Origin of the sequence: Romboutsia sp. CE17 (genome assembly GCF_012317385.1) — a bacterium.
Classification (GTDB): Bacteria; Bacillota; Clostridia; order Peptostreptococcales; family Peptostreptococcaceae; genus Romboutsia_E.
The window spans coordinates 1,032,290-1,058,741 of sequence record NZ_CP051144.1; the positions used below are offsets into that span (position 1 = coordinate 1,032,290).

Genomic DNA, 26,452 nt, shown 5'->3' on the forward strand with positions numbered 1-26,452 from the left:
AGGGTATGGAATTTAAATTATCAAAGGTACATAAGGCAGTTAACTGGAATAAGGAAGATGATGGATTTACTCAAGCGTTTTGGGAACAAAATGTTAAGCAGTTTTGGCTACCAGAAGAGATATCAGTATCAAAAGATTTAAAAGTATGGAATGAACTTAGTGATAAAGAAAAAGATTTATATAAAAAAGTACTAGGTGGATTAACTTTACTAGACACTAAGCAAGGTAATAATGGGGTACCATCAATGATGAGCTTAACTGAAAATCTTCAAAGAAAGGCAGTATTATCATTTATGGGAACTATGGAAGAAATACATGCAAAAAGTTATTCTTCGATATTTACAACACTTTTATCAACAACTGAAATTGATGAGTTATTTGATTGGATAGAAAGTGAAGAGACTTTACAAAAAAAAGCTGATTTAATTTTAGCTCAATACGAAAATACTACAGATAAAAGTAGCTTATATTTATCTATGGTTACAAGTGTGTTCTTAGAAAGCTTTTTATTCTATTCAGGATTTTTCTATCCACTTTATTTAGCAGGGCAAGGTAAGATGATATCAAGCGGAGAAATAATTTCACTTATACTTAGAGATGAGTCACTACATGGAAAATATATAGGGTTATTAGCACAAGAAATATATGAAACTTTTAATGAAAAAGAGAAAAAAGAATTAGTTACTAAGATGTATGATATTTTAAATAATCTTATGGAAAATGAAATAAATTATACTAAAAAAATATATAATGAAAGTAAACTTGAAAATGAAGTTATAGATTTTCTTAAATATAATGCAAATAGAGCTTTAGAAAATTTAGGATTTAAATCAATTTATGAAGTTAGTGAGATAAACCCAATTGTACTAAATGGATTAAGTACAGAAACAAAGACACATGACTTCTTTTCTACAAAAGGTAATGGATATCAAAAAGGAATTTATGAAGAACTAGAAGATGAAGATTTTATTATAGATTAAAGAATATAACAGGTAGAAAATAAAAAGGATTACTAAAATAGTAATCCTTTTTATTTTTCGTATAATTAAAATATTTATAAATTAATTTAAGATGAGATCAAAGTTTGTATTAATTTATATTAAATAATAGACATAAATTTGGAGAATATAATCTTAGTATGAATTCACTTTAATCATAAAAAAATATAATGATATCCATTTTAATAATAAATTTTACTTATGGATAAATTAGGAATATAATTAAGTTATTAAAATATAGAAAATTTCGCATGTACAAAAGGAGAGTTGCATATGAAGGATGTAGTAATAATAGGTGCGGGTGTAGTAGGTTGTTCGATTGCTAGAGAATTATCAAAGTATAATTTAGATATATGTGTAGTAGATAAAAATAGTGATGTAGCAGAAGGAATATCAAAAGGGAATAGCGGTATAATTCATGCAGGATATAACGAAAAAGAAAATACTTTAAAAGCAAAACTTAATTTAGCAGGTAATATATTAATGGATAGTCTAGCTAAACAACTAGATATACCTTTTAAAAGAAATGGTGCTTTAATATTAGCTTTTAATGAAGATGAAATGAAAAGAGTGTATGAATTAAAATCCAATGGAGATAAATTAGGAGTACCAGGATTAGAAATATTAAATAAAGAAGAGATTTTAAGTTTAGAACCAAATATAAACAATCAGGTAGTAGGAGCATTACATGCAAAATCATCAGCAATAGTAAGCCCTTATGAAATGACTATAGCATTAGGAGAAAATGCTGTAGAAAATGGAGTAGAATTCAAGTTAAATCATGAAGTAATCAATATTAAAAAAGTAGATGAAAACTTTAAAATATATTTTAAAGATAGAGAAAGTATAGAAAGTAAAATTGTAATAAATGCAGCAGGATTATATGGTGCTTATATCAATAATTTTATAAATACTAAACAATATGAAATAAATCCAGTCAAAGGAGAGTATTGCTTATTCGATAAAGTTGCAGGAGAGATTTGTAATAAAACTTTATTTCAAGTACCAAGTAAATTAAGCAAAGGAGTATTAGTTACACCAACAGTAGAGGGAAATTTACTTCTTGGTCCGAATGCTAAATCAAATGAAAGTATTCAAACTACAAGAGAAGGTGTAGATGAAATAATAGAAAAGGGTAGAAAAACAATAGAAGAATTACCTTTAGGTAGAATATTAACTACTTTTAGTGGGTTAAGACCTAAAACAGAAAATGAAGATTTTATAATAGAAAGTGTAAAAGATAATCCTAATTTTATAAATGTAATAGGTATAGACTCACCTGGACTTACTGCAGCACCTGCTATTGGAAAATATGTAGCAAAGATAGTTTCAACTATAACAGATTTAACGGAGAAAGAAAACTTTAAGAGTACTAGAAAAAATATATTAAGATTTGCAAATCTTAATATAGAAGAAAAGAATAAATTAATCAAAGAAAATCCTTCTTATGGAAAAATGGTATGCAAATGTGAATTAATAACTGAAGGTGAAATAATAGACGCTATAAAAAGACCATTGGGTGCGACTACAATCGACGGAGTTAAAAGAAGAACAAGAGCAATGATGGGTGGATGTCAAGGCATAGGATGTATGCTGACTATAGCTAATATACTTAGTAAAGAGCTAGGCGTAGATATAAGTGAAATAAAGAAAAATAATGAATCTTCAGTAGTTGTTGGATATAAGGAGGACTAGTATAATGAGAGAATATGATTTAGTTATTGTTGGTGGTGGAGCTTCAGGTATTTTATGTGCAATAGAAGCTAAAAAACAAAATATAAAAAATATTTTAATTATAGAAAAAGATCCAATGCTTGGAGGAATGTTAAGTAATGGTAACTATAACATAGGCGGAGATAATTATATTACTGGAATAAAATACAAAGAAAAGTTATTAGAAGAAATAAAAAAATATGATATAGATATTTACTTAAATACTATGGTATTAAAAATAGAAGATAATAATGAAGTAATATGTACAAGTTCAAGTAGAGGAATAGAAAAAGTAAAAGGCAGAAATATAATCATTGCAAATGGAGGTAAAGAAAAATCAAGAAATGTAGTTTCAATGGTAGGAGATAGATCTTCAGGTATTCTTACTGTAGGCATGTCTAAAAAAATTTTTGCAATGGAAAAAATGATTCCAGGGAAAAATATATTAATAGTTGGAGATGCTACAATTTATATGATTGAAGAAGAACTTAAAAATAGTGAAATCAATATTGTTGGAATACTTTGTGATAAAGGCAATAAAAGTAAAATAGAAAAAATGAACTTAACTAATAATGTATATGAAGGATATAATATAATATCAATTAATGGATCTGGAAGAATTAGTAATGTTATTATCGAAAAAGAAGATGATAGGAAAGAGATAAATTGTGATACTTTAATATTTGCATATCCAATGTTAAGCGATGGTGTCGTGGCTATGAGAAGCAATATAGTTTTAAATCCAGAAACTACAGGTCCAAAGGTTGATCAAAATTATATGACTTCAAGAAATAATATATATGCTTGTGGAAATGGAATATATATTCATAGCACTATTTATGATATAGAAAAAGAATGTAAAGCATTGATTAAAAATATAAAATAAACATTTATACTATATAGTTCTATAAAAAGCTGTAATAAACTTATATTTTATTACAGCTTTTTATATTACAAAACAATTGTGACTGAAACTAAATATGATATAATTATATAACAATATACATGAAGGTGGGATTAAATTGAATAATGAAAAGAGGAGAGATAACAGACATATAGGAAAATACATCTCTCAATTATACAGAAAAGGTAGCGTTTTCATTAATAAAGAAGTATCGAAATACGGTATTAGTTCTGGGCAGTTTATGTTTTTACTGGAAGTTTATATACAAGATGGCAGAAATCAAGAAGAAATTTCTGAAAAGTTAAAAATAGATAAAGGCACGACAGCAAGAGCATTAAAAAAATTAGAAGAACAAGGGTTTATTACTAGAGTCAAGGATGAATATGATAAGAGGTCTAATAAGGTTTATTTAACTGATAAAGCTAAAGAGATAAGAGAAAATGTATTCGATGTTTTAAGAGATTGGAACCATATGATAAGCCAAAGTTTAACAGAAGAAGAAGAAGAGGCTATGGATAAATTACTTGAAAAAGTGTGCAACAATATTAATATATAGATTTAAACTATTAATGTATAGTAAATATAATAAGGTATGAAATACAAATGTAGATTTCATGCCTTATTATATTTGTATACAAAAAATTATATAATTACACTATAATCTAGTTAAATAAATAAAAAGGAGGAGGGAGTATATAATGATTGAAGTAAAAGGCTTATCTAAATCATTTACAAGAGCAGTAAAAGATGATCATTCAAAATCATTAAAAAAGAAAAAGAGGTTTTTAACTAAAAAAGAAGAATTCCTTGCAGTTAATAATATATCATTTAGTGCAAATAAAGGAGAGATTATAGGTATTTTAGGTCCAAATGGTGCAGGAAAAACAACTTTACTAAGAATGTTAGGTGGCATATTAACACCTACATCGGGTAGTATAAAAATAGCTGGATATGATTATTCAGATGATAAGAATATTGCCAAAAAAGAAATTGGTTATTTATCAGGAAATACAAAACTCTATAATAGGTTATCGCCAAGAGAATTATTAGAAACATTTGCAAGTCTTTATGGAATGGAAAAAAACGAAATAGAGAAATCAATAGAAGAAATAATAGATGTTATGGATATGGAGAGTTTTATAGATAATAGAATAGAAAATTTATCAACAGGTCAAAATCAACGTACATCAATAGCAAGATGCTTAGTCCACTCACCACAAGTATACATTTTTGATGAGCCAACTTTAGGACTAGATGTAATAAGTAGCAAATCAATAATTGATTTTATGAAAAATGAAAGAAATAGAGGAAAAACAGTAATTTATTCAACACATTATATGGAGGAAGCTGAAACCCTATGTGATAGAATATATATGATTCACAAGGGAGAATTTATAGAAAGCGGATCTTGTGAAGAATTAAAGATAAAATATAATACTAATAGTTTGAGAGATATATTTATAACTCTTGCAAGTGAGAGGGGAGATTTACTTGAGGATTAAGATGGTTAAAGCAATTTTTAAAAAAGAAATGATTGATATACTCAGAGATAAAAAGACATTATTTATGGGGATTATCCTTCCAATAATTTTATATCCAGTGTTAATGATAGTAATGACTCAAATACTATCATCATCTATGAATAGTATAAGTAGTAAAGATATAAACATAGCATTTAGTAAAGAACCAAGTTCTTCATTAATTTCAATAATAGACAATTATGATGATGAAACAGATTCAAAAATAAATATAATAGAAAGTCAAAGTTATATAAAAGAACTAGAAGATGGTAGATTAGATGCTTACTTAGAAATTGATGAAAATAATAATATAGAAAACTATTATGTATACATAAATTCATCAAAAGAAAATTCAAGTACAGTTAGCATAAAGCTAGAAGAGATCTTAAATACATATAAACTTAGTTTAACTGAAAGAGAGTTAAATAATAATGGACTAGATGTAAATAAGATATTAGAGCCTATAGTTTTTGAAACTAGAGATGTAGCAAAAACTGAAGAAATAGCAGGGTTCTTCTTAGGGCAAGTTCTTCCAATTATACTTATAATAGGAGTTTTACTTGGAGCAATATATCCAGCAATAGATTCTATGGCAGGAGAAAAAGAAAGAGGAACTTTAGAAACATTATTTACCTTACCAATAAGTAACTTAGAGCTTGTAATGGGGAAATATATGGCCGTATCTTTTTGTGCTATAGTAACAGCTGTGCTTAATATATTATCGATACTTCTAACAATATCATATTTATTTTTAAGTGGAAGTATAGTAGAAGGATTAGAGATTAGTAAATTTAATATAAATGAATTAATATTACCGATTATAATTACATTATTATGTGTTTGTTTATTTGCTATGGTAATATCAGCGGTTAGTATGTGTGTATGCTCTTTTGCAAAGAGTTTTAAGGATGCACAAAACTATATTACACCTGTAATGTTCTTAGTTCTAATACCATCATATGTATCAATGATACCCAATATGAAGTTAGATAGCACAACAGCTATAATCCCTGTAGTAAATATTTCATTACTTATAAAAAGTGTATTAAGTTTCAATTCAAATATTGGTTTAATTGCAATGGTATTCATGTCAAATTTTGCTTTTGTTATACTAGCTGTAATTTTATTATCAAAAATATTTAATTCAGAAGAAATATTATTTGGAAGTAGTAAAAGTTTTTCATTTTTAGAAAGAAGATCTAATATTAAAAAAGGAACTATGCCTAGCCAAAGTGATGGGATAATTATGTATGCATTTGGATTGGTTCTTTTAATATATGTAGGAAGTTTAGTACAGATTAAATTTGGAATGGCAGGTCTTGCAATAACTCAAATTATGATTATAAGCTTACCACTACTATTTGCATATTATATAAAATCTAATTTTAAGAAAGTATTTAATTTAAAACTTCCAACTATAAAACAAATATTTGGAGCTATAAGTCTTTGGATAGGCACATATACAATTGCAATGTTAATAACACAACTATTATTATATTTATTCCCTCAAAATATGGAAGTTGTAGAAGGATTAAATGAGGCGTTGTTCATAGAAGACAGTTTGTTACTAAATATATTAATAGTAGCTTGTATGCCGGCTGTATGTGAAGAGATATTTTTTAGAGGATTTTTACTAAGTGCTTTTAGAAATAATAAAAAGTCATATAAGAGTGCGATAATAATTACAGGTATATTATTTGGATTTATGCATATGGACTTTATTAGAATGATACCAACAGGTATACTTGGTATATCATTTGCTTACGCTGTATGTAAAACAAATTCAATATTTATAAGTATGATTATGCATTTTTTAAATAATGGATTGGCTGTTTTGGTAAGTCACTATACAGCAAATTTAGAATTAGCAGAATCGAGTAGTGAAGTAGTAGCATTAACATTTAATCAAGTAATGATTTATTTAATAATAGGTTTATTATTTATAACTCTAGGAAGTAGATTATTAAAAAGAATGAATAAAACAGAAAAAAATAAATAATAAGATAAAAATGAATAATTTTGTCGCAAATTTAAAGTCCTTGAATAGTATATATTAGGAGAGAAAAAATTCTCTAAATATAATATTAAAAAGGATGGTTGAATGATATTTATGAAAAAATGTTGTAAAAAATCATGTTTAAAAAAATCATGTGGATCTAATCAATCAAATTGTGTAAGTTCTAATAATGTTACAAATGAATGTATTCAATTCAAACAATCTGCAAATGATAAATGTCAACAAGCTGAATGTTTAAGTAATAAAGCTAATAAGATAGCTCAAGAGGCAATCGCTGCAGAAAAAAGAGCAGAATGTCTAAAGCAACAGGCTATTGAAGAATGTATGAGAGCAAATGAACTTTGGGATAGATATAATCAATTAGCAGATGAAGGTATATGCTTAATGCAACAAGCTCAAGCCTGCTTAGCTAAGAGTGTGGAATGTTATGAAAATCTATATGAAGATGTTGAAGGATGTGATTTAGATGACTTTGGATATGATTCAGCATCTACTTCACCAACATCAAATAATTGGGGATGTAAAGGAAACTGTAATTGTGGATGTAACTAAATAAAAATATATAAATAAACGGTGAACTTTAAATAGTTCACCATTTGTTTATATTATAAATTTGCAACAAAAATGGGAAATAGAAGGTTTATTAAGATGTATATGAGTTATATAAAATGAAGGTGAATGGATAATTATAGTTTTAGAACTATAAATCTAGTTTTAAATCTCCATCATTAATTAATCCTTTTTTCCTCATCATAGAAGAAATTAAAAGAGTTATTATAGCAGGTAGTATGAAATGAAGTAGGATTATACCTGTATAAATCATAAAAACACTATAACCAGATTTTTGCATAGCAGCAATAGTTCCAAATTGACCTACAAAGCCACTAGTTCCCATACCTGATCCGATTGGTATATTTTCCATTTTAAATATAGTAGTAGACAATGGACCTAGAATCATAGAAGCTAGAATTGGAGGTATCCATATTTTATAGTTTTTTATTATATTAGGCATTTGGAGCATTGATGTTCCAATTCCTTGTGCTACTAATCCACTAAATCCATTTTCTTTAAAACTCATAACAGCAAAACCAATCATTTGACAGCAACATCCTACAGTAGCAGCCCCACCTGCTAAACCACTAAGATCTAGCATCATACATATTGCTGCACTACTTATCGGAAGAGTAAGAGCTATACCCATTAAAGATGAAACTAAAGCTCCCATTACGATTGGTTGCATATCAGTAGCATTCATTATAAGATTTCCAAAATATGACATAAAAGTGGAGACTAAAGGACCTACAAATTGAGCTGTTAATACTCCTACTAAAATAGTAAGGGCTGGTGTAATTATTATATCAATTTTAGTTTCTTTAGAAATTAATTTACCAAATTCACTAGATAATAATGCAGACATAAAAGCACCTACAGGTCCACCTAATTCATAACCACAAGCACCTACTATAGCTGAAGAAAACATTACTAAAGGTGGAGCTTGAAGCCCATATGCTATTGACATAGCTATACAAGGTCCTGTTACCTGTTTTGCAATTGGATTTATTACTTCTGTAAATAGGCTTATATTAAAAGCCTCACCAATACTGTTAAAAATGGTTCCTATCAGCAGAGAAGAAAAAAGACCGAGTGCCATAGAACTAAGTGAATCAATAAGGTATCTATTGACTGAAACTTCTATATTTTTCTTTTTGAAGAATATTCTTAAATTTGATGGTATATGTAATATATTATTAATAATGAGCCCTCCTTTATATATAGTATACAATAATTATATACATATACATATACATGTGACAAGACAACTGTTATTACATAAAAATATATTAAAATTAGATTATTCAATATTAGCGTACATATTAAAAAAGACTTATATAAGTATAAGTCTTTCTGCGTATATATTAGATTTTTTCAGGCTCCTGATAATCTACACCCTTAGTATCAACTTTTATAGATTCAATAATAACATCATTAATAGGTTTATTATTAGCTCCAGTTTGAACATTTTCAATATCATGAACTATATCCATTCCATTTATAACTTTACCAAAAGAAGCATACTGTCCATCTAAATGGGAAGCATCTTTAGTAACTATAAAAAATTGGCTGCCGGCACTATTTTTATTTTGACTTCTAGCCATAGATATGACACCCTCTGTATGCTTTAAGTCATTTTGAAATTTATTTTTACTGAATTCTCCTTTTATTTTATATCCAGGTCCACCCATACCACTTCCTTCAGGATCTCCTCCTTGAATCATGAAGTCTTTTATAACTCTATGGAAAGTTAGTCCATTATAAAACCCGCTATTAGCTAAATATATAAAATTATTAACAGTATTAGGAGCAATATGAGGGTAAAGTTCTATTTCAACTCTACCAAAATCTTTTACAATCATTGTTGCAACTGGAAGTTCTTTTGGTGGAGTTCTAGTTTCTTCAATATTACTTTCTGACGAGCATCCTACTAGAGCTAAGGCTGAAGCAAGTATACTTGCAAATAATCCTTTTTTTTGTTTATTAGTCATAATATTTACCGCCCTTATATATTTTTATTACTTACGTCTTCTTTTTTTAGCATTAGCATAAAAAGGAGTTTTTAGCTGCGTTTTATTTGATTTTGAAATGGAAGTTTTTTCTATTTTCTTTTTAATATCATCCTTAACTTCTTTACCAGCCAAAGTATCTAGTACTATTTTTTTTATAGTCTTAGCATCTCCAGTTTTATTTATAAATCCATTAGAAGTTTGAGTAGCTATAGCTAAGTCATAATAATCGATACCTTTTACTTCATCTTTAAAATTAATATAAAAACTATATTTTCCACATTTGCTATGCATCATTAATGTTTCTTCATCTAACCCTATTTTTGAAAACGAACTTAGATCATCAAATTGTAAAAATTCCATTATATCACCTTTTTCTTAAATTTATATATAGTATATGAATATAAGATTTATTATACTATAAAATCTATTTTTATGGACAGGCTCTTTTTATAATGATACACAATATTATATAATAGATAACTATAAAAGATATTTTATTGTAGTATTTTAAATAATTTATAAGTATATATTTTTTATAAACATCATAGTACTACTAAGGGCTTAGGATCTATTTAATAGGAGGGGTCTTATGAAGTTTGGAGATAGAGTTTTATATGAGGATGATGGCCATAGAGTAATGGGCGTATATATACATGATGTTAATTCTAAAGAAGCAATAGTCAAGCTAGATAATTTAAAAGAAAAAAGTATAGTGTTAGAGGATAGATTAACTTTTATAAAAGATATGGAACAGATGGATTTAGTTCAAGCTATGGTTATAGCAGACTATATATCTAAGGAAAAATATGATGGACATTATACTTTATTAGCATTTACAAGTGGATGTAGATTTTGTTTTGGTACTTTAGAAAAGATGACTTATAATTCGACAAGTCTTATGGCTTTAGGTAAAACAGTAGAAGAAGCTATAAGTAAGGCTATAAAATATAACATAGACTCTGATAGCATTATAAATAAAGAAGATAAGATGTATAAGTAATTTAAATATAAAAGGAGCTTAGCTGAATTAACTAGTAAATTCAGCTAAGCTCCTTTATAATTTATATAACTATTCTTCAATATCTAAATCATCTACGATATTTTCTACATTTTCTGTTATACCAGTATGTTCGATTAACTTATTGTTATTATCTTTCTTTATTTCAGGTACACTTTCGTCATTTAAAATTTTCATAAACTCTTGGCCTGTTATTGTTTCTTTTTCAAGAAGATAATTAGATAATTCATGTAATTTATCTAAGTTATCACTTAATATTTTACTAGCCTTTTTATGAGCTTCTTTTATTATACTAAGAACTTCTTCATCTACTTTAGCAGCTGTTGTGGAAGAACAAGTTAAGGAAGTATCGCCTCCTAAGTAAGGGTTATTAACTGTCTCTAAAGCAACCATACCAAATTTATCACTCATACCAAATCTAGTAACCATTGCACGAGCTATTTTTGTAGCTTGTTCAATATCATTTGAAGCGCCAGAAGTACATATATTAAATATTATTTCTTCTGCAGCACGACCACCTGTAAATGTAGTTATTTTGTTGAAGGCTTCTTCTTTAGACATAAGCACACTTTCTGATTCTGAAACTTGCATTGTATATCCAAGTGCCCCCGAAGTACGAGGTATTATTGTTATTTTATGAACTGGATCACTATTAGTTTGAATAGCAGCAACAAGTGCATGACCTATCTCATGATAAGCAATAATCTTCTTTTCCTTGTCAGAAATGACAGCACCTTTACGTTGATAACCAGCTATTACTACTTCAACTGCTTCTTCTAAATCTTTCTGGGAAACTAAGTTTCTATTATCCTTTACAGCTGCAATTGCAGCTTCATTAACTATATTAGCAAGTTCAGCACCTGATGCACCAGAAGTTGCTCTTGCAATTACATTAAAGTCAATATTAGATTCAGTTTTTATATTTTTTGCGTGAACTTTAAGTATGGATTCACGACCTGCCAAATCTGGCATTTCAACTGGTATTCTTCTATCGAAACGTCCGGGTCTAAGTAATGCTTTATCTAAGCTTTCAGGTCTATTAGTTGCAGCAAGTATAACTACACCTATACCACCATCAAATCCATCCATTTCTGTAAGCAATTGATTAAGTGTTTGTTCACGTTCATCATTTCCGCCCATTCCACTTCCGTTGTCACGTTTTTTACCAATAGTATCAATTTCATCGATAAAGACTATACAAGGAGCTTTTTCTTGGGCTTGCTTAAATAAATCCCTAACTCTAGCAGCTCCCATACCAACAAACATCTCAACAAATTCAGAGCCTGATATAGAGAAGAACGGAACGTTAGCCTCACCAGCAACTGCTTTTGCAAGTAAGGTTTTACCTGTACCTGGAGGGCCGACTAATAAAGCTCCCTTTGGCATCTTGGCTCCTATTTGTCGATACTTATCTGGATTATTTAAGAAATCTACTATTTCTGTTAAGGCTTCTTTTGCTTCATCTTGTCCAGCTACATCATTAAAGGTTTTACCTGTTTGAGCTTCTACATAGACTTTAGCATTACTTTTGCCAAATTGCATAGCTCCAGGACCGCCCATTTTTTTTGTTATCATCTTTGAAAACATTTGTCCAAGTAAGAAGAATATTAATATTGGACCTATCCATGTTAGTATGAAGTTAAGTATAGGAGAGCTTTCCTTAGGAATACTTTTAGAGAAGGTTACTCCAGCACTTTCAAGCCTATTAACTAAATCAGGATCATCCATTTTTCCTGTTACATATACTTTTCCAGATTTAGGATTAGAAGATGTAAATAATATTTCGTTACTTTGAACTTCAACACTCTTTATTTCTTTATTTTCTAACATTGATATAAATTTGCCATAGTCTACCTCTTCAGTATACATTGACTTCATACTTGGAAATAAAAAAGCATTTAATAACATTACTATTAGCAAGGTCGTTATGTAATAGTAAATAAGGGGTTTTTTTGGTTTTTTATTATCATCCATATTTTGAATCTCCTTAGTAAAAATACTAAACAGTTATTTGAATAACTATTTTAAAGTAAAATTATTTATTGAATATAATAATATATTTTATGCAAATTTACAATATCAAACGCATTTTCTTACAAAACTTTAATAATTCTCCTTTTATTTTAATATAAATATTAATTGTAACTTTCCAATAATCCCTATACTAATAGGAGATGAAAAAATCGTCAGCATAGAGAAGCTTTCCTTGAATATAATATATTTATACCAGCAATAAGATTTCCAACAGTTAAAAAAGGGAAGTCGATACTTAGATTAACACTTATGTCTACTCATGATTTTGAAGATATAGATTATTTATTGAAAAGTTAAGTGAAATTAAATTAAAATTAAATTAGCATAAAAGTTATATTAATTGACAATAGAAAAAAAGATGTATACACTTTATATGTATAGGTATTATTGCTATTCTTATAGAAATAATACCTATATTTATGAATATATAGTTGTAAATGCAACTAAAAGACAGAGGAGGTTAATAGGGATGGATAATAGCACGTTACAAGAAAATAAGATGGGAGTGATGCCTATAAATAAATTACTTATAAGCATGTCACTACCTATGATGATATCAATGTTAGTTCAAGCATTATACAATATAGTAGATAGTATATACGTATCTCAAATAAGTGAAAATGCTCTAACTGCAGTATCTTTAGCGTTTCCAATACAAAACTTTATGATTGCAGTAGGTTCCGGTACTAGTGTAGGAATTAATGCATTGCTTTCAAAATCATTGGGAGAAAAAAACTATGAAGAGGCAAATAATGCAGCTAATAATGGTATATTTTTATCTTTACTTAATTATGTATTATTTCTTTTAATTGGTATATTTGGAACAAAATATTTCTTTGAAAGTCAAACAAATGTAAAAGAGATAGTAGAGGGTGGATATACTTATTTAATTATATGCACAACTTTTTCTTTTGGATTATTTGGTCAATTTGTTTTTGAGAGATTAATGCAGTCAACGGGGAAGACTTTCTACACTATGATTACTCAAGGACTTGGAGCTATTATAAATATAATATTAGATCCAATTTTAATTTTTGGATTGTTTGGTTTACCAAAGATGGGAATAGCTGGAGCAGCTATTGCTACAGTTATAGGTCAAATTACTGCTATGATTTTAGCCATTTATTTTAATATAACTAAGAATCATGAAATAACAATTAAAATGAGAGGATTTAAACCGAATCTAAACACAATAAAGAAAATATATTCTGTAGGAATACCTTCAATAATTATGGGATCGATAGGGTCAATAATGACATTTGGTATGAATAAGATTCTTTTAGTATTCACTTCAACAGCTACTGCAGTATTTGGAGTATATTTCAAATTACAAAGTTTTATATTTATGCCAGTATTCGGACTAAATAATGGGATGGTACCTATAGTTTCTTATAACTATGGAGCTAAAAATAAAGATAGAATGATGAAAACAGTAAAAATTAGTATAATATATGCTATGGGAATGATGTTTATTGGATTAGCTATACTGCAATTATTTCCAAAACAATTACTTAATATGTTCAATGCATCAGAATCTCTTATAAGTATTGGGGTAGTAGCTCTTAAAACTATAAGTTTAAGTTTTTTATTTGCTGGATTTTGTATTATAGTAAGTTCTATGTTCCAATCACTAGGTAAAGGATTACTTAGCTTAATGGTATCAGCAGTAAGACAATTAGTAGTATTATTACCAGTAGCATACTTATTATCAAAAACAGGAAATTTAAATCTAGTATGGTTGTCCTTTCCAATAGCTGAAATTGCATCTGTTATACTATGTTATTTTGGATTTAAATATGTTTATAATAAAGAAATAAAACCACTAGAAGAAAATAGTAAAGAAAATAACTATTTAAATAATAAAAAACAATTAGTAAAATTTTCTACAAGAAATTAAATAATAAAAATAATAACCTATAGATTATATATACTAAATATAATTCTATAGGTTATATAAATCATTATAATTTTTTTATTAACAATCTATATTATATTTTACTTTTTCAACTAATTTATATATATTTTCTCTCTTAGTAAAATCAACAGGAATATCATAAATTGAAAGCATATCTCTTTCGTTTGAAGTTAGATTTTTCTTTATTTTAAGCTTTAGTTTTATCAAATATATTAAATATTTATCCATTAAAGAAAGTGATTTAAAATTGAATCCTCCTCTCAAATAAAAGAAAGAGATAATTTTTTGTTGTTCATTTGTAAAATTAGAATTTTTAATTTCAGTAATCTCATCATCTATTCCAGAACATATACCCGTTGCAAAGACTATTACTTTATGATTTTGCAAATTTTCTAAATTCTTAGTTATAAAGTCAATTCCATTGATTATACCAGAATATAGGCCCCCTCCATAGATTATAGTACCATAATCATCTAAATCTTTTATACTTATTTCCTGAAGATCATAAATTTCGGCATCTAAATCTTCGGCAATGAATTCAGCATATTTTTTTGTATATCCAGTTTTAGATTTATATATAACTATAGTTTCTATATGTAACACCCCCTTGTTTTAGTTCATAAAAATAATAGTTTTAAAGGATATACTATAAAGAATATATCAATTAGTACAAAAAAGAAATTGTAATTTCATAAAATTATAAATTTATGTAAATAATTATCTAACAAAGTTAGCTATAATTAATATAGGAATATATAAAATTACAATTAAAAGGAGGTAACATAATGCTAGGATTAGCACTAGAAGGAGGAGGCGCTAAAGGCGCATTTCATATAGGTGCAGTCAAGGCTCTTTTAGAATATGGATATGAGTTTGACGGAATAGTAGGGACCTCAATAGGAGCCTTTAATGGTGCACTAATAAGTCAGGGTGACTTTGAGAAGGCTTATGATATATGGTTAAATATAGAGCCATCAACCTTATTTGACATAGAAAATGAGTATATGAGTCAAGTGATACATGGTGAAATTACAAAGGATACAATTAAATATTTATCAATAAAGACTAAAGATATAATTGAGAATAAAGGGATCGATACTAGTCGAATGAGAAAGGTTTTATATAATAATATTGATGAATTTAAAATTAGAGATTCAAATGTAGACTTCGGAATGGTTACGGTAGAACTTCCAGACTTTAATCCGATTGAAATATATAAAGAAGATATACCAATTGGAAAATTAAATGACTATATTATGGCAAGTGCAAATTTTCCAGGATTTAAGCTTTATCCAATAGATGGAAAATATTATATAGATGGAGGCATACATGATAATTGTCCAGTAAATTTACTAATAAGAAAAGGATATAAGGATATTATTGCAATTAGAACTTCTCATAGTGAAAAATTCTCTAAGTTGGAGAGTAAAGACGTAAATATCACTAATATAATAGCATCAGAAGATTTAGGAAAGGCTATACTTTTTGATAATGATATTATAAGAAGAAATATAACTTTAGGCTATTTTGATACACTTAAAGTTATTAGAAATCTTAAGGGAAGAAAGTATTATATTAAACCTTTTGAGGAAAGATTCTTCTTTGATATATTATATAATATACCAGAAGATATAGTTTTTCAAATAGGTGAAACTTTAAAAGTACCTCCTATGGATTCTAAGAGAATGATATTTGAAAAAATTATGCCTATTATTGCAAATTTATTAAAATTACCTAATACAGCTACATATGATGAGATATTTTTAGGTATGCTAGAATTTGTAGCAGAAAAGAAAAGCGTAGAAAAGTTTAAAATATATACTATAAATGAATTTATAGAAGCTATAGAAAATAATAATCCGATAGAAAATATAGAAGAGAGAAAGAAAAGACACTTAAGAAATCTAAAAAAATTAGTGAAAGATTTATTAGGAAGTCATATGTTAGATGAAGTAGCTTATGTAATATTAGATACATTGCCTATCAAAAAATAATATAAATAATTGAGAAGAGGACAGATTTAGTCCTTTTTATTATTTAGCTACTTTATTTTACATAAAATTGAAAAGATGCCATATGATTTTGAATAAAAGTAGTGTCTAGGAATAAGTACAGCTATCTACTAAACTCGCATACATGATATTAATAGATTAAATTTTAATTAATAGAAGTTAGATTAAGTGTTGTATCAATTGAAAGAATACTTTGAATATAATGTATTAATATTTAATTAATATTTAGTTGGAGGAAAATATGGAAATTAGTTTATGTATGATAGTAAAAGATGAGGAAGATGTTATTGAAAGATGTTTAAATAGCGTATCTAATGTGATTGATGAAGTTATAATTGTAGATACTGGTTCATCTGATACTACTATAGAAAAAGTTAAAAGTCTAGGTGCTAAAGTTTATAATTTTAAATGGATAAATGATTTTTCAAAAGCTAGAAACTTTTCTTTTTCAAAAGCAACTAAAGATTATATATTATGGATAGATGCTGATGATATATTAACGGAAAATGATGCAGAGAGATTATTAAATTTAAAAGAAAATTTAGATGAAAGTGTAGATTCTGTAACTATGAATTATATACTAGAAGTTGATGAAAATAACAAACCTTTATATTCTTTAAAAAGAAATAGATTAGTTAAGAGAAGTAGAAATTTTAAATGGATAGGATATGTTCATGAGTACTTAGAAGTTTATGGAAATATAATTAATTCTAATATAAGTATTACACATAAAAAAAATAAAATACACACGAATAGAAATTTAAAAATTTATGAAGATCAAATATCTAAAGGATGTAAACTTTCAAATAGAGATATATATTATTATGCAAATGAGTTATACGATAACTGTAGATATGATGATGCAATTAATCAATATATAAAGTTTATAGAAAATAATAAGGGATGGGTTGAAGATATAAAAGCTGCGTGCTTTAAATTAGCTGATTGTTATAGTAAAAAAAATAATCGTGAAAATGAATTTAAATATATATTTAAATCCTTTGAATATGGAATACCAAGATCAGATTTTTGCTGTGTATTAGGTGAAAAATTTTTAAGAGAAAATAAAATAGATGAAGCTATTTTTTGGTATAAACTAGCGATAAATTTATATCCTAGAGAGGATGATATGGCTCTAATAAGTCATGACACATATACTTATTTACCTTGGATTCAACTTTGTGTATGCTATTTTAGAAAAGGGGATATGAAAGAATCTTTTAGATGTAATGAAATGGCTGCTAGGTACAAACCTAATGATTATGCAGTTAAATACAACAAAAATTATTTTACTAAAAATAAAAACCTTCTGCAGTAGAGAAAAATCATATTAAAAATAGTATGTTGTAAGTAAAATAGATTATATTTAGAATAGATATTATCTATTTTACTTACATTTTAAAATTTATATACTTTGATAAGTAAAAATATATGTATAGTAAAATAGATAATTATAGCTACTTTACTGTCTTAATAAATAGAATATAATAAATAATAGTTAAAATAAGATAAATTGTCCAGGCAGCAGGATAACCATAATACGTATCTGCTATTATTCCTGATAAAAATGGACCGATAGATGCACCGATAGTTATAAACATATTAGCAACACCAAATATAACAGAATAATTTTCATTTGGGAAAATTCTACTTACGCCAAAAGCAGGCCATACAGAAGATACAAACATTGTCATTCCATAAAATATTGTAAATAAGTAAGCAAAAAATGGTTGATTTGCTAAAAATAATAATATAATACTAGTTATACTTATAATACCAAGAGATCCTAATACATATTTTGTTTTAAACTTATCAAATACAATCCCACCAACTATATTACCACTAAGACCAACAACTGCAATAAGTGAACCTATATTGGCATTAAAGGAAAGTGAGTATCCTAAAATAGATAAATATGACTGAACATGTTGTTTAATTCCGGCAAAACTAATGCCCATTAAAAAAAGTCCAATTGTAAAAGACCAAAAACCAGGAGTCTTTGAAATTTCTTTAAAATTTATTGATTTATTTTGTATAGAGTCATTATCCTCTAAGGTATTTTTATAAGCATAAGAAGGTCTTTTAGCAATAAATAAACTAATCGGAAGAGAGATAATTAGTATAATAAATCCTAATAGTAAATAAACCCATTTATAGCTTGCTTTTTCTAAAATTTTGGATACTAATTGCATCCAAAAGAAAGTACCAGTACCTATACCTGCAAAAACTATACCCATTACAGATGCTTTTTTATTAGAATCAAACCAATCTGAAATCATTGTAGAAATTGGAATTGTAGTAAGACCGCAAACGCCAATAGAAACAATTATACCTATAGCATAAAACGCAAAAATATTGTTTGCAAAGCCATACATAATATATCCTACACCTGCAAATATGGATGATACAGCCATTATAATTTTTATATTAATTTTACTAAGTAAAGCACCTATAAGAGGAGAAAAAATAGCCATTGTAATTGCATTTATAGTAAATAATAAGGAATACTCACTAATAGTAAAGTTTCTTGCATTGATAACTGGAGCAACTAATATAGTGCTAACGCTATTAACTATACTAAAAGTTGTAGCCATTAATATAAATCCAGATATAGCAATTATATATTTATAATTACTTTTAGAGTCCATATACTACCACCTTTCTTATATAAATATTTACATTTTTATAATTACCAATGAATAATAAAAAATTCTATATAATAACAATCAATAAATAGCTTATAAAATAAATTGGAAATTTAGTTAGTATAACACAGTTTTAATATAAATATCTTCATATATAAATTTAATTATTGGAAAACCTAATATTATGTAATTTAGTTTAATTTAAATTGAAATAAATATTTTCATCTAGGAGGAGAATAATGCAAAAAGTGACATTAAAAGATATTCAAGATGCAAAAAAAACAATAAGTGAGATTGTAAAAAAAACAGATATACTTGAAAGTAGAAAGTTAAGTGATATAACTAAAGCAAATATTTTTTATAAATGTGAAAACTTACAAAAAACTGGATCATTCAAAGTAAGAGGAGCATGTAATAAAATTGCAAACTTGACAGATGAAGAAAAATTTCATGGAGTTATTGCTTCTAGTGCAGGTAATCATGCTCAAGGAGTTGCACTTGGGGCTACTATGAATGGTATTGATGCAACAATAGTTATGCCATCTACAGCTCCTTTAGCTAAAGTAACAGCAACTAAAAGATATGGTGCAAAAGTTATACTAGAGGGATTGGTATATGATGATGCTTATGCAAAAGCTGTAGAGATTCAAAAAGAAACAGGAGCAACATTCTTACATCCTTTTGATGACAAATATGTTATAGCTGGACAAGGTACTATTGGACTTGAAATATTTGAACAAATGGATTATAAAGTAGATACGATACTATGCCCCATTGGTGGAGGTGGACTTATATCTGGTGTAGCAGTAGCAGCAAAGGCATTGAATCCAAATGTGAAAATAATAGGTGTACAAACTGCTAATATACCTTCTATGTATGAATCTATAAAATCAGGTAAAGTTACAACTGCATTTAAATCTACTTCCGTTGCAGATGGTATATCTGTAAAAACAGTAGGCGAATTAACATTTGAAATTGTTAAGGACTTAGTTGATGAAGTTATTTTAGTAGAAGAAGATGAAATTGCTGAAGGGTTATTATTTTTAATGGAAAATCAAAAAGTAGTTGCAGAAGGTTCAGGTGCAGTAACCACAGCAGCATTATTAAGTGGTAAGTATAAGCCAAGATCTAATGAAAATATTGTATGTATAATATCTGGTGGAAATATTGATGTTAATACACTTAATAAGATTATAGGAATAGGGCTAATAAAAAGTGGTAGGCTTTATTCATTTAATACAAATATACAAGATAGACCAGGAGGATTAGCGGAATTAAGTAAAATAATAAGTGGTTTTGATGGTAATATAATAAAAGCTAACTTATCTTCTATAGGAGATATTGGTAGTTTAAACGCAGATATGACAATTGAAACATTTAATCATGAACATATAGCAAAAATTAAAAAAGCTATAATAGATGCCGGGTTTAAAATTAAAGAAAAATAATTAAATTTACGGAAAATTCAAAAAATATATTCTATTCTCTTCTCATTGTGCTATTATATAGTAAAAGTATAATAACACAATGAGAGAGGGGATAAAAATGGAAAAAGCAAATATAAATTGGGAGGAACTAGGATTTAAATACCAAAAAGTAGATAAAGTATACATATCTCACTATAAAGATGGAAAATGGGATGATGGCTTATTACAAGATGATGATAAAATATCAATTAGCATAAGTGCAACATCACTTCACTATGGACAACAATGTTTTGAAGGTTTAAAAGCATATAGTACTAAAAATGGAGATATACAATTATTCAGACCAGATATGAATGCAAAGCGACTTCAAAAAAGTTGCAAAAGGATATTAATGCCTGAAGTACCTGTTGATAAATTTATAGACGCATGTTTAAAAGTAGTAGAAGCAAATGAAAGATTTGTACCACCTTATGGAAGCGGGGCAACTTTTTATTTAAGACCATTTGTAATTGGTTCAGGGGACAATATAGGATCAGGTCCAGCTTCAGAATATATATTCTGTGTATTTGGAATACCAGTAGGTCCTTACTTTAAGGGTGGATTTAAACCTGTAAAAATGACTACAGCAAAATATGATAGAGCAGCTATGTTAGGAACTGGTGGTGTTAAAGTTGGAGGAAACTATGCTTGTGGTATGCTTCCTCACCAAATAGCTGTAGAAGAAGGGTTTGCAGATTGTATATACTTAGATCCAGAAACTCATACAAAAATAGAAGAAGCTGGAACATCTAACTTCTTCGGAATAACGAAAGATAATAAATTTATAACACCAGATTCACCTTCAATACTTCCAAGTATAACTAGAAATTCATTATTAACAGTTGCAAGAGATTATTTGGGAATGGAAGCTATAGAAGGTGAAATAAAAATAGATGAAATTGATAAGTTTGATGAAGTTGGTGCTTGTGGAACTGCCGCTGTAATAACGCCAATTGGAAGTATAACTTATAATGGAAATAAACATATATTTTATAGTGAAGAAGAAGCAGGACCAAAAGTAACTAAATTATATGAAACTCTTTACAAGATACAATTTGGAGATATAGAAGCTCCAGAGGGTTGGATAGTAAAGCTTGAGAAGGAATATTCTAAATAAAAAAATGAATATTTAAAAGGTTAATATAAGTTGTAATTAATAAAAGATTTTATAGTTTATTTTATATTATCAGTTTCATTTTCTTTGGAAATTTAGTAACCAAGTAATATTGGTTATTATATAAATTGTATACTTCTGTATGTATTTCATATTTTATTTATCTCTTTATATATTATGTAAATTAATGATATAATTATAAGATAATAAAGCCTAACTATAACTATATCACAAAATAGTTAAAGTTAAATGGGAGAATAAAATATAAAAGACATAATGGGGGCTATAATGAAAAAAGTTATATTTTTTGATATAGATGGAACATTAATAGATTGTTTTGGTGGAATTGTTGATATAACTCCAAAGGTTAAAGAAGTAATTCGTGCAGTTCAAAAAAATGGTGATTATGTATTTATTGCTACAGGTAGACCATATGCTCTTTTAAGTCAAAATTTATTAGATTTTGGTTTTGATGGATTTATATTATCTAATGGAGCACATGTTATAATAAATAATGAAACCATATATAGCGAAACTATTGATAAGGAATTTATATCGACATTAGAAAATGAATTAGAAAAAAATAATATTCAATATATCTTACAAGGTGAATTATATTCTTATTTAAAAGATAAGTTTGATGATTTTTATGCTTATTATGATAAAATAGGTGTATCAAGAAAATACTTAAAAGGAAATTACACTTTAGATGAAGTAGAAGCACATAAAGTAGAGATGTTATGTCCAGATGATAAATCTATGGATATTTGTATATCTCTAGTAAAAAGTAATCCAGAGTGTGATTATTTTAGTAGTATAAATAAAAGAGCTGTAGAATTATATTTAAAGAAAAATACCAAAGCTACGGCTATATTAAAAACAATAGAATATCTAAATATACCTATTGAAAACACTTATGCTTTTGGGGATGGAAAAAATGATATAGAAATGCTTAGTGTTGTAGGTTGCGGAATAGCTATGGGTAATGCAAGTGATGAGGTAAAAAAATATGCTAAACAAGTTACTGATTCTGTGCAAAATGATGGGGTAGCTATAGGGATTGAAAAATATGTAATATGATAAAAATAAATTTAAGAGCATATTTAGAGAATGTAAATAAATAATATAAAAAACACATGCAAAATATAATTTGCATGTGTTTTTTATATTATTTCATATTTAAAGATAATATTACCTATAATTAAACAGATATTTTAATTATAATTCTATTGTACTTTCACCATCATCTTTAAAAAATTTTTTAGCATACATAAGTAGTACTCCTGTTACAGGAACAGATAATAGTATGCCTATAAAACCAGTATACTTAGTAGCAATAGTAACAGCTAATATTGTAAATATAGGAGGAACTCCAACTTGTTTTCCAACAAAGAATGGCTCAAGTACAGCACTCTCTATTTGTTGAACAACAACCATAACAATTAATACAATGATAGCTTTATCAAAGGAGAAGAATAAGTTTACTACTACAGCAATTATCGTACCGATTATTGGACCGAAAAATGGAATCATATTAGTAATACCGGCTATAATACCTAGGAAAAGAGCATATTTTGAACCTGCTAAATGAAGTATTATAGTACAAATAATAGCATAAATAGTTGAATCAGTAGCTTTAGCGACTATATAAACTCCTATATTTTTGTCTAATATGTTAACAAATTCTTTTATCTTTAAATAGTATTTTTTCAATAATTTTTTAGCTACTATATTAGCTATATGAAGAGATTTTTCTTTAGATAAAAGTAAGTAAACTGATATAACTATTCCTAAGAATATATTAATTACATACGATACAATTACACTAGTTAAATTTATTACTAATTCACTAAGCATAGTAGCGGTTGAAGTAGATAAAGGAACTAGTATATTAGTTATAAATTTATTTATTTGAAGCTTAGCATCTGGATTATTTATATTAAATTTTATCTCTGAAGAAATATTGTTTATAAAATTTTGAACCTGCTCAATGCCTTGAGGCATTAATGAATAAATTTCATTAATATTGGATCTTATAACGGGAACTATAAATAACCATGCAAATATTACTATACATAGAACTACACCGTAAATAATGCATATAGATATAGGTCTTTTAAGCTTAAATTTAATTTCTAAAAGTTTCATAGGTTGATTAAGTATATAAGCTATTACAAACCCAATAAAAAATGGTGTGAGTATTTCACTTATATTAGCAATATTAACACTGATAAAATTTGTTATTGAGTTGAAGTTTTTTAATATTAATATACCAATAAATATTAATATTATTGGTATTACATATTTTATAGATTTAAAAATTTCTTCTTTTATTTTATTCATATTTTTATACCTCATTTATGTTTATTTTGTCAAAACTATTTACTTTCAAATAAAAAAGACCTTTAAAGATATAGTCATTAAAAATGAAGATATCTCTAAAGGTCTTGCTAACAAGTTTAATTTTCTTGCTAATCAACCGGGATTTAATCCGAAATGACGACTGATTATCACAATGTGAAAGCTACTCCCCTTTAAGGAATTTAGTTTTATAGTTATTTATTATATTATAACAAATTAAAAATATCAATAAAAACTATGAGTAAAAGTTTTTTACTAAATTATACAAAGTTAAATTTATAGATTTTAAAGGAAGTAGATGTTAAATTAAAATGTAAATAGGGTATAGAATAATGTATATAAATAATGACAAATAAGGAAACTAATATTAACTAACTAATAAAAAGAGGATAATTATTATGGGAAAAGAAAGAAGACGTATAATAATAGACTTTGAAGTTTTATCTAAAGGTGGATTTTGGATGTGTTGTATGAAAGATTATAAAACAAAAAAAGAACACATCATAGTAAATAATAGAGAGGAACTTATAAGAGTATATAATAAAAATAAAGACTCTGTTTGGATAGGATATAATATAAAGGGATATGATCAATGGATATTAAAATCAATAATAGCTGGACTTGATCCTTGTAAGGTTTCAGAAAAACTTATTGAACAAAAATTATCAGGATGGCAAATTGATCGAAATTTACACAAGGTGCCATTATATATTTTTGAAATAAATGATACATATAGAAGCTTAAAAGAGCTTGAATTATTTATGGGAGAAGATATAAGGGAAAGTAGTGTTTCATTTAATTTAGATAGATACCCAACAAAAGAAGAAATAGAGGAATTGATTACGTATTGCTTGCATGATGTAAGAATGACTTTCAAAGTGTTTGAACATGTATACTATAAGTATGAAGCACAATTAGGTTTAATTGAATATTTTAATTTAGATGAAGGTATGTTTAATAAAACTGAAGCTCAATTAAGTGCATATATACTAGGAGCAAGAAAGCCTAACTACGAAAGAAATGATACAAATGAATTTGAAATTATAGAGACTATAACTCTTAGTAAATATAATAATATAAAAGAATGGTACGAAGATTATAATAATAGAGATTATAAAAAATATCTAAAAACAAATATATATGGAGTAGAAACTGACTTTGGATGGGGTGGACTACATTCAGCTAGAAAAAAATATAAAGCAGAAAATTTCATAGTAAATTCAGATGTAAGTTCCTTTTATCCATCAATAATGATAGAATATAACTTACTTAGTAGGAATGTAAAAGATCCATCTAAATATAAAGAAATAAGAGATAAAAGGTTTAATCTTAAGAAGGAGAAAAATCCTATAGAAAAATCTCTTAAACTTGTTTTGAATAGTGCTTATGGTGCTTGTATGGATGCAAATAATGATCTTTATGATCCTCGTCAAGGAACGGCAATTTGTGTAAATGGACAACTTTTATTGTTAGATTTAATTGAAAAGGTAGAATTAGAATTTGGAAGTAAAGCAGAGTTTATTCAAGGAAATACAGACGGAGTGATGTTTAAATTTAACTCAAAAGAAGATGTAGATAAATACTTAGAAATTTGCAATAGCTGGTGTGAGAGGACTAAAATGGAACTTGAGCATGACTTTATAAAGAAAATTATACAAAAAGATGTTAATAATTATATATATATAAAAGAAAATGGTAAAGTAAAAAGCAAAGGTGCATATGTCAAAGAACTTAGTATAATAGATAACGATTTACCAATAGTTAATAAAGCTATAAAAGAAAAATTGATTAATAACATTGATGTAGAAGTTACAATAAATAATTCTAATAAATTAATAGATTTTCAAAAGTGTGTAAAAATAACAGGTAAATATAATTATGCAACTCATGGTAATGAAAAAATAAACTTAAAAGTATTAAGAGTATTTGCAAGTAAATCTATTTCTGATAATGCTATAATGAAGACAAGATATGATAATAAATTAGAAAAAATAAGTTATACTCCAGATAGAGTATTTATTGATAATAGCAAAGTAATAGATAAAGAAATTCCATATAAGCTTGATAAATCATGGTATATATCACTTGTAAAAGAGAGATTAGAAAGTTTTATGCCAGATAATACTTTTACATTATTTGATTTTATGGATAGCTTGCAGTAATATAGTTCA

The 26,452-nt window shown here is 27.0% G+C and carries 22 protein-coding genes; 15 read left to right on the plus strand and 7 right to left on the minus strand.

Features of this window, described 5'->3' with window-relative positions; genetic code table 11:
- Positions 1 to 5 precede the first annotated feature (5 nt).
- From nrdF to HF520_RS04940, 7 genes are all read left to right on the plus strand, one after another.
- Entirely contained in the window at positions 6 to 980 is a 975-nt protein-coding gene (gene nrdF / locus HF520_RS04910; protein ID WP_168572969.1) for a class 1b ribonucleoside-diphosphate reductase subunit beta, read from the plus strand.
- 291 nt (positions 981 to 1,271) lie between these two features.
- Entirely contained in the window at positions 1,272 to 2,693 is a 1,422-nt protein-coding gene (locus tag HF520_RS04915; protein ID WP_168572970.1) for an NAD(P)/FAD-dependent oxidoreductase, read from the plus strand.
- 4 nt (positions 2,694 to 2,697) lie between these two features.
- A complete protein-coding gene (locus tag HF520_RS04920) occupies positions 2,698 to 3,597 on the plus strand; it encodes an NAD(P)/FAD-dependent oxidoreductase (protein WP_168572971.1) in 900 nt (299 codons plus the stop codon).
- A gap of 136 nt (positions 3,598 to 3,733) precedes the next feature.
- On the plus strand, positions 3,734 to 4,171 hold the full coding sequence (locus HF520_RS04925; protein WP_168572972.1) for a MarR family winged helix-turn-helix transcriptional regulator: 438 nt from the start codon (positions 3,734 to 3,736) through the stop codon (positions 4,169 to 4,171).
- A 142-nt stretch (positions 4,172 to 4,313) separates the two neighbouring features.
- The gene (locus HF520_RS04930; RefSeq protein ID WP_168572973.1) at positions 4,314 to 5,117 is read left to right on the plus strand and encodes an ABC transporter ATP-binding protein; all 804 of its coding nucleotides are present in this window, start codon (positions 4,314 to 4,316) and stop codon (positions 5,115 to 5,117) included.
- The gene (locus HF520_RS04935) at positions 5,107 to 7,134 is read left to right on the plus strand and encodes an ABC transporter permease subunit/CPBP intramembrane protease (RefSeq protein ID WP_168572974.1); all 2,028 of its coding nucleotides are present in this window, start codon (positions 5,107 to 5,109) and stop codon (positions 7,132 to 7,134) included. The genes HF520_RS04930 and HF520_RS04935 overlap by 11 nt, the downstream gene beginning before the upstream one ends.
- Before the next feature lie 102 nt (positions 7,135 to 7,236).
- On the plus strand, positions 7,237 to 7,704 hold the full coding sequence (locus HF520_RS04940; protein WP_168572975.1) for a hypothetical protein: 468 nt from the start codon (positions 7,237 to 7,239) through the stop codon (positions 7,702 to 7,704).
- 148 nt (positions 7,705 to 7,852) lie between these two features.
- Here HF520_RS04940 and HF520_RS04945 read toward each other — a convergent pair whose 3' ends face one another.
- The 3 genes from HF520_RS04945 to HF520_RS04955 form a co-directional block, all read right to left on the minus strand.
- The gene (locus HF520_RS04945; RefSeq protein ID WP_330586307.1) at positions 7,853 to 8,935 is read right to left on the minus strand and encodes a PTS sugar transporter subunit IIC; all 1,083 of its coding nucleotides are present in this window, start codon (positions 8,933 to 8,935) and stop codon (positions 7,853 to 7,855) included.
- A gap of 133 nt (positions 8,936 to 9,068) precedes the next feature.
- On the minus strand, positions 9,069 to 9,566 hold the full coding sequence (locus HF520_RS04950) for a peptidylprolyl isomerase (RefSeq protein ID WP_334296649.1): 498 nt from the start codon (positions 9,564 to 9,566) through the stop codon (positions 9,069 to 9,071).
- Positions 9,567 to 9,722: 156 nt separating this feature from the next.
- On the minus strand, positions 9,723 to 10,076 hold the full coding sequence (locus tag HF520_RS04955; RefSeq protein WP_168572977.1) for a hypothetical protein: 354 nt from the start codon (positions 10,074 to 10,076) through the stop codon (positions 9,723 to 9,725).
- Positions 10,077 to 10,305: 229 nt separating this feature from the next.
- On the opposite strand from HF520_RS04955, the gene HF520_RS04960 reads away from it, so the two are divergent.
- Positions 10,306 to 10,716 carry a hypothetical protein gene (locus HF520_RS04960; RefSeq protein WP_168572978.1) on the plus strand — a complete coding sequence of 137 codons (411 nt, stop codon included), beginning with the start codon at positions 10,306 to 10,308 and terminating at the stop codon, positions 10,714 to 10,716.
- 69 nt (positions 10,717 to 10,785) lie between these two features.
- On the opposite strand, the gene ftsH is transcribed toward HF520_RS04960, so the two are convergent.
- A complete protein-coding gene (ftsH, locus tag HF520_RS04965) occupies positions 10,786 to 12,708 on the minus strand; it encodes an ATP-dependent zinc metalloprotease FtsH (protein ID WP_168572979.1) in 1,923 nt (640 codons plus the stop codon).
- Between the two features lie 529 nt (positions 12,709 to 13,237).
- Between ftsH and HF520_RS04970 the strand changes: the two genes are divergently transcribed.
- Positions 13,238 to 14,665, plus strand: a complete 1,428-nt coding sequence (locus HF520_RS04970; RefSeq protein ID WP_168572980.1) for an MATE family efflux transporter — start codon at positions 13,238 to 13,240, stop codon at positions 14,663 to 14,665.
- A 78-nt stretch (positions 14,666 to 14,743) separates the two neighbouring features.
- Here the strand turns inward: HF520_RS04970 and HF520_RS04975 are convergent, their stop codons facing one another.
- Positions 14,744 to 15,286: a flavodoxin domain-containing protein gene (locus tag HF520_RS04975; RefSeq protein ID WP_243155197.1), complete on the minus strand. Its 543-nt coding sequence runs from the start codon at positions 15,284 to 15,286 to the stop codon at positions 14,744 to 14,746.
- A 182-nt stretch (positions 15,287 to 15,468) separates the two neighbouring features.
- On the opposite strand from HF520_RS04975, the gene HF520_RS04980 reads away from it, so the two are divergent.
- Both HF520_RS04980 and HF520_RS04985 read left to right on the plus strand, forming a co-directional pair.
- Entirely contained in the window at positions 15,469 to 16,677 is a 1,209-nt protein-coding gene (locus tag HF520_RS04980) for a patatin-like phospholipase family protein (RefSeq protein WP_168572981.1), read from the plus strand.
- A gap of 259 nt (positions 16,678 to 16,936) precedes the next feature.
- Complete coding sequence (locus HF520_RS04985; protein ID WP_243155198.1) at positions 16,937 to 18,013, plus strand: tetratricopeptide repeat-containing glycosyltransferase family 2 protein; 1,077 nt, start codon at positions 16,937 to 16,939, stop codon at positions 18,011 to 18,013.
- A 139-nt stretch (positions 18,014 to 18,152) separates the two neighbouring features.
- Here the strand turns inward: HF520_RS04985 and HF520_RS04990 are convergent, their stop codons facing one another.
- Positions 18,153 to 19,343 (minus strand): MFS transporter, encoded by a 1,191-nt coding sequence (locus tag HF520_RS04990; protein WP_168572983.1) that lies wholly within the window; start codon positions 19,341 to 19,343, stop codon positions 18,153 to 18,155.
- Positions 19,344 to 19,579: 236 nt separating this feature from the next.
- On the opposite strand from HF520_RS04990, the gene ilvA reads away from it, so the two are divergent.
- The 3 genes from ilvA to HF520_RS05005 all read left to right on the plus strand — a co-directional run bounded on the left by ilvA (position 19,580) and on the right by HF520_RS05005 (position 23,000).
- Positions 19,580 to 20,788: a threonine ammonia-lyase gene (ilvA, locus tag HF520_RS04995; protein ID WP_168572984.1), complete on the plus strand. Its 1,209-nt coding sequence runs from the start codon at positions 19,580 to 19,582 to the stop codon at positions 20,786 to 20,788.
- A gap of 97 nt (positions 20,789 to 20,885) precedes the next feature.
- The gene (locus HF520_RS05000; protein ID WP_168572985.1) at positions 20,886 to 21,923 is read left to right on the plus strand and encodes a branched-chain amino acid aminotransferase; all 1,038 of its coding nucleotides are present in this window, start codon (positions 20,886 to 20,888) and stop codon (positions 21,921 to 21,923) included.
- Positions 21,924 to 22,208: 285 nt separating this feature from the next.
- Positions 22,209 to 23,000 carry an HAD family hydrolase gene (locus HF520_RS05005; RefSeq protein ID WP_168572986.1) on the plus strand — a complete coding sequence of 264 codons (792 nt, stop codon included), beginning with the start codon at positions 22,209 to 22,211 and terminating at the stop codon, positions 22,998 to 23,000.
- 138 nt (positions 23,001 to 23,138) lie between these two features.
- On the opposite strand, the gene HF520_RS05010 is transcribed toward HF520_RS05005, so the two are convergent.
- Positions 23,139 to 24,263 carry an AI-2E family transporter gene (locus HF520_RS05010; RefSeq protein WP_168572987.1) on the minus strand — a complete coding sequence of 375 codons (1,125 nt, stop codon included), beginning with the start codon at positions 24,261 to 24,263 and terminating at the stop codon, positions 23,139 to 23,141.
- A 416-nt stretch (positions 24,264 to 24,679) separates the two neighbouring features.
- Here HF520_RS05010 and HF520_RS05015 point away from each other — a divergent pair, with 416 nt between their 5' ends.
- Complete coding sequence (locus HF520_RS05015) at positions 24,680 to 26,443, plus strand: hypothetical protein (protein WP_243155199.1); 1,764 nt, start codon at positions 24,680 to 24,682, stop codon at positions 26,441 to 26,443.
- Positions 26,444 to 26,452: the final 9 nt, after the last annotated feature.

Excerpts from the sequence above, each read along its gene's own strand:
- nrdF (WP_168572969.1), top strand. The coding sequence starts at position 6 with ATGGAATTTAAATTATCAAAGGTACATAAGGCAGTTAACTGGAATAAG.
- HF520_RS04915 (WP_168572970.1), top strand. The coding sequence starts at position 1,272 with ATGAAGGATGTAGTAATAATAGGTGCGGGTGTAGTAGGTTGTTCGATT.
- HF520_RS04920 (WP_168572971.1), top strand. The coding sequence starts at position 2,698 with ATGAGAGAATATGATTTAGTTATTGTTGGTGGTGGAGCTTCAGGTATT.
- HF520_RS04930 (WP_168572973.1), top strand. The coding sequence starts at position 4,314 with ATGATTGAAGTAAAAGGCTTATCTAAATCATTTACAAGAGCAGTAAAA.
- HF520_RS04940 (WP_168572975.1), top strand. The coding sequence starts at position 7,237 with ATGATATTTATGAAAAAATGTTGTAAAAAATCATGTTTAAAAAAATCA.
- HF520_RS04950 (WP_334296649.1), bottom strand. The coding sequence starts at position 9,566 with ATGATTGTAAAAGATTTTGGTAGAGTTGAAATAGAACTTTACCCTCAT.
- HF520_RS04955 (WP_168572977.1), bottom strand. The coding sequence starts at position 10,076 with ATGGAATTTTTACAATTTGATGATCTAAGTTCGTTTTCAAAAATAGGG.
- HF520_RS04960 (WP_168572978.1), top strand. The coding sequence starts at position 10,306 with ATGAAGTTTGGAGATAGAGTTTTATATGAGGATGATGGCCATAGAGTA.
- ftsH (WP_168572979.1), bottom strand. The coding sequence starts at position 12,708 with ATGGATGATAATAAAAAACCAAAAAAACCCCTTATTTACTATTACATA.
- HF520_RS04970 (WP_168572980.1), top strand. The coding sequence starts at position 13,238 with ATGGATAATAGCACGTTACAAGAAAATAAGATGGGAGTGATGCCTATA.
- HF520_RS04980 (WP_168572981.1), top strand. The coding sequence starts at position 15,469 with ATGCTAGGATTAGCACTAGAAGGAGGAGGCGCTAAAGGCGCATTTCAT.
- HF520_RS04985 (WP_243155198.1), top strand. The coding sequence starts at position 16,937 with ATGGAAATTAGTTTATGTATGATAGTAAAAGATGAGGAAGATGTTATT.
- HF520_RS04990 (WP_168572983.1), bottom strand. The coding sequence starts at position 19,343 with ATGGACTCTAAAAGTAATTATAAATATATAATTGCTATATCTGGATTT.
- ilvA (WP_168572984.1), top strand. The coding sequence starts at position 19,580 with ATGCAAAAAGTGACATTAAAAGATATTCAAGATGCAAAAAAAACAATA.
- HF520_RS05000 (WP_168572985.1), top strand. The coding sequence starts at position 20,886 with ATGGAAAAAGCAAATATAAATTGGGAGGAACTAGGATTTAAATACCAA.
- HF520_RS05005 (WP_168572986.1), top strand. The coding sequence starts at position 22,209 with ATGAAAAAAGTTATATTTTTTGATATAGATGGAACATTAATAGATTGT.
- HF520_RS05010 (WP_168572987.1), bottom strand. The coding sequence starts at position 24,263 with ATGAATAAAATAAAAGAAGAAATTTTTAAATCTATAAAATATGTAATA.
- HF520_RS05015 (WP_243155199.1), top strand. The coding sequence starts at position 24,680 with ATGGGAAAAGAAAGAAGACGTATAATAATAGACTTTGAAGTTTTATCT.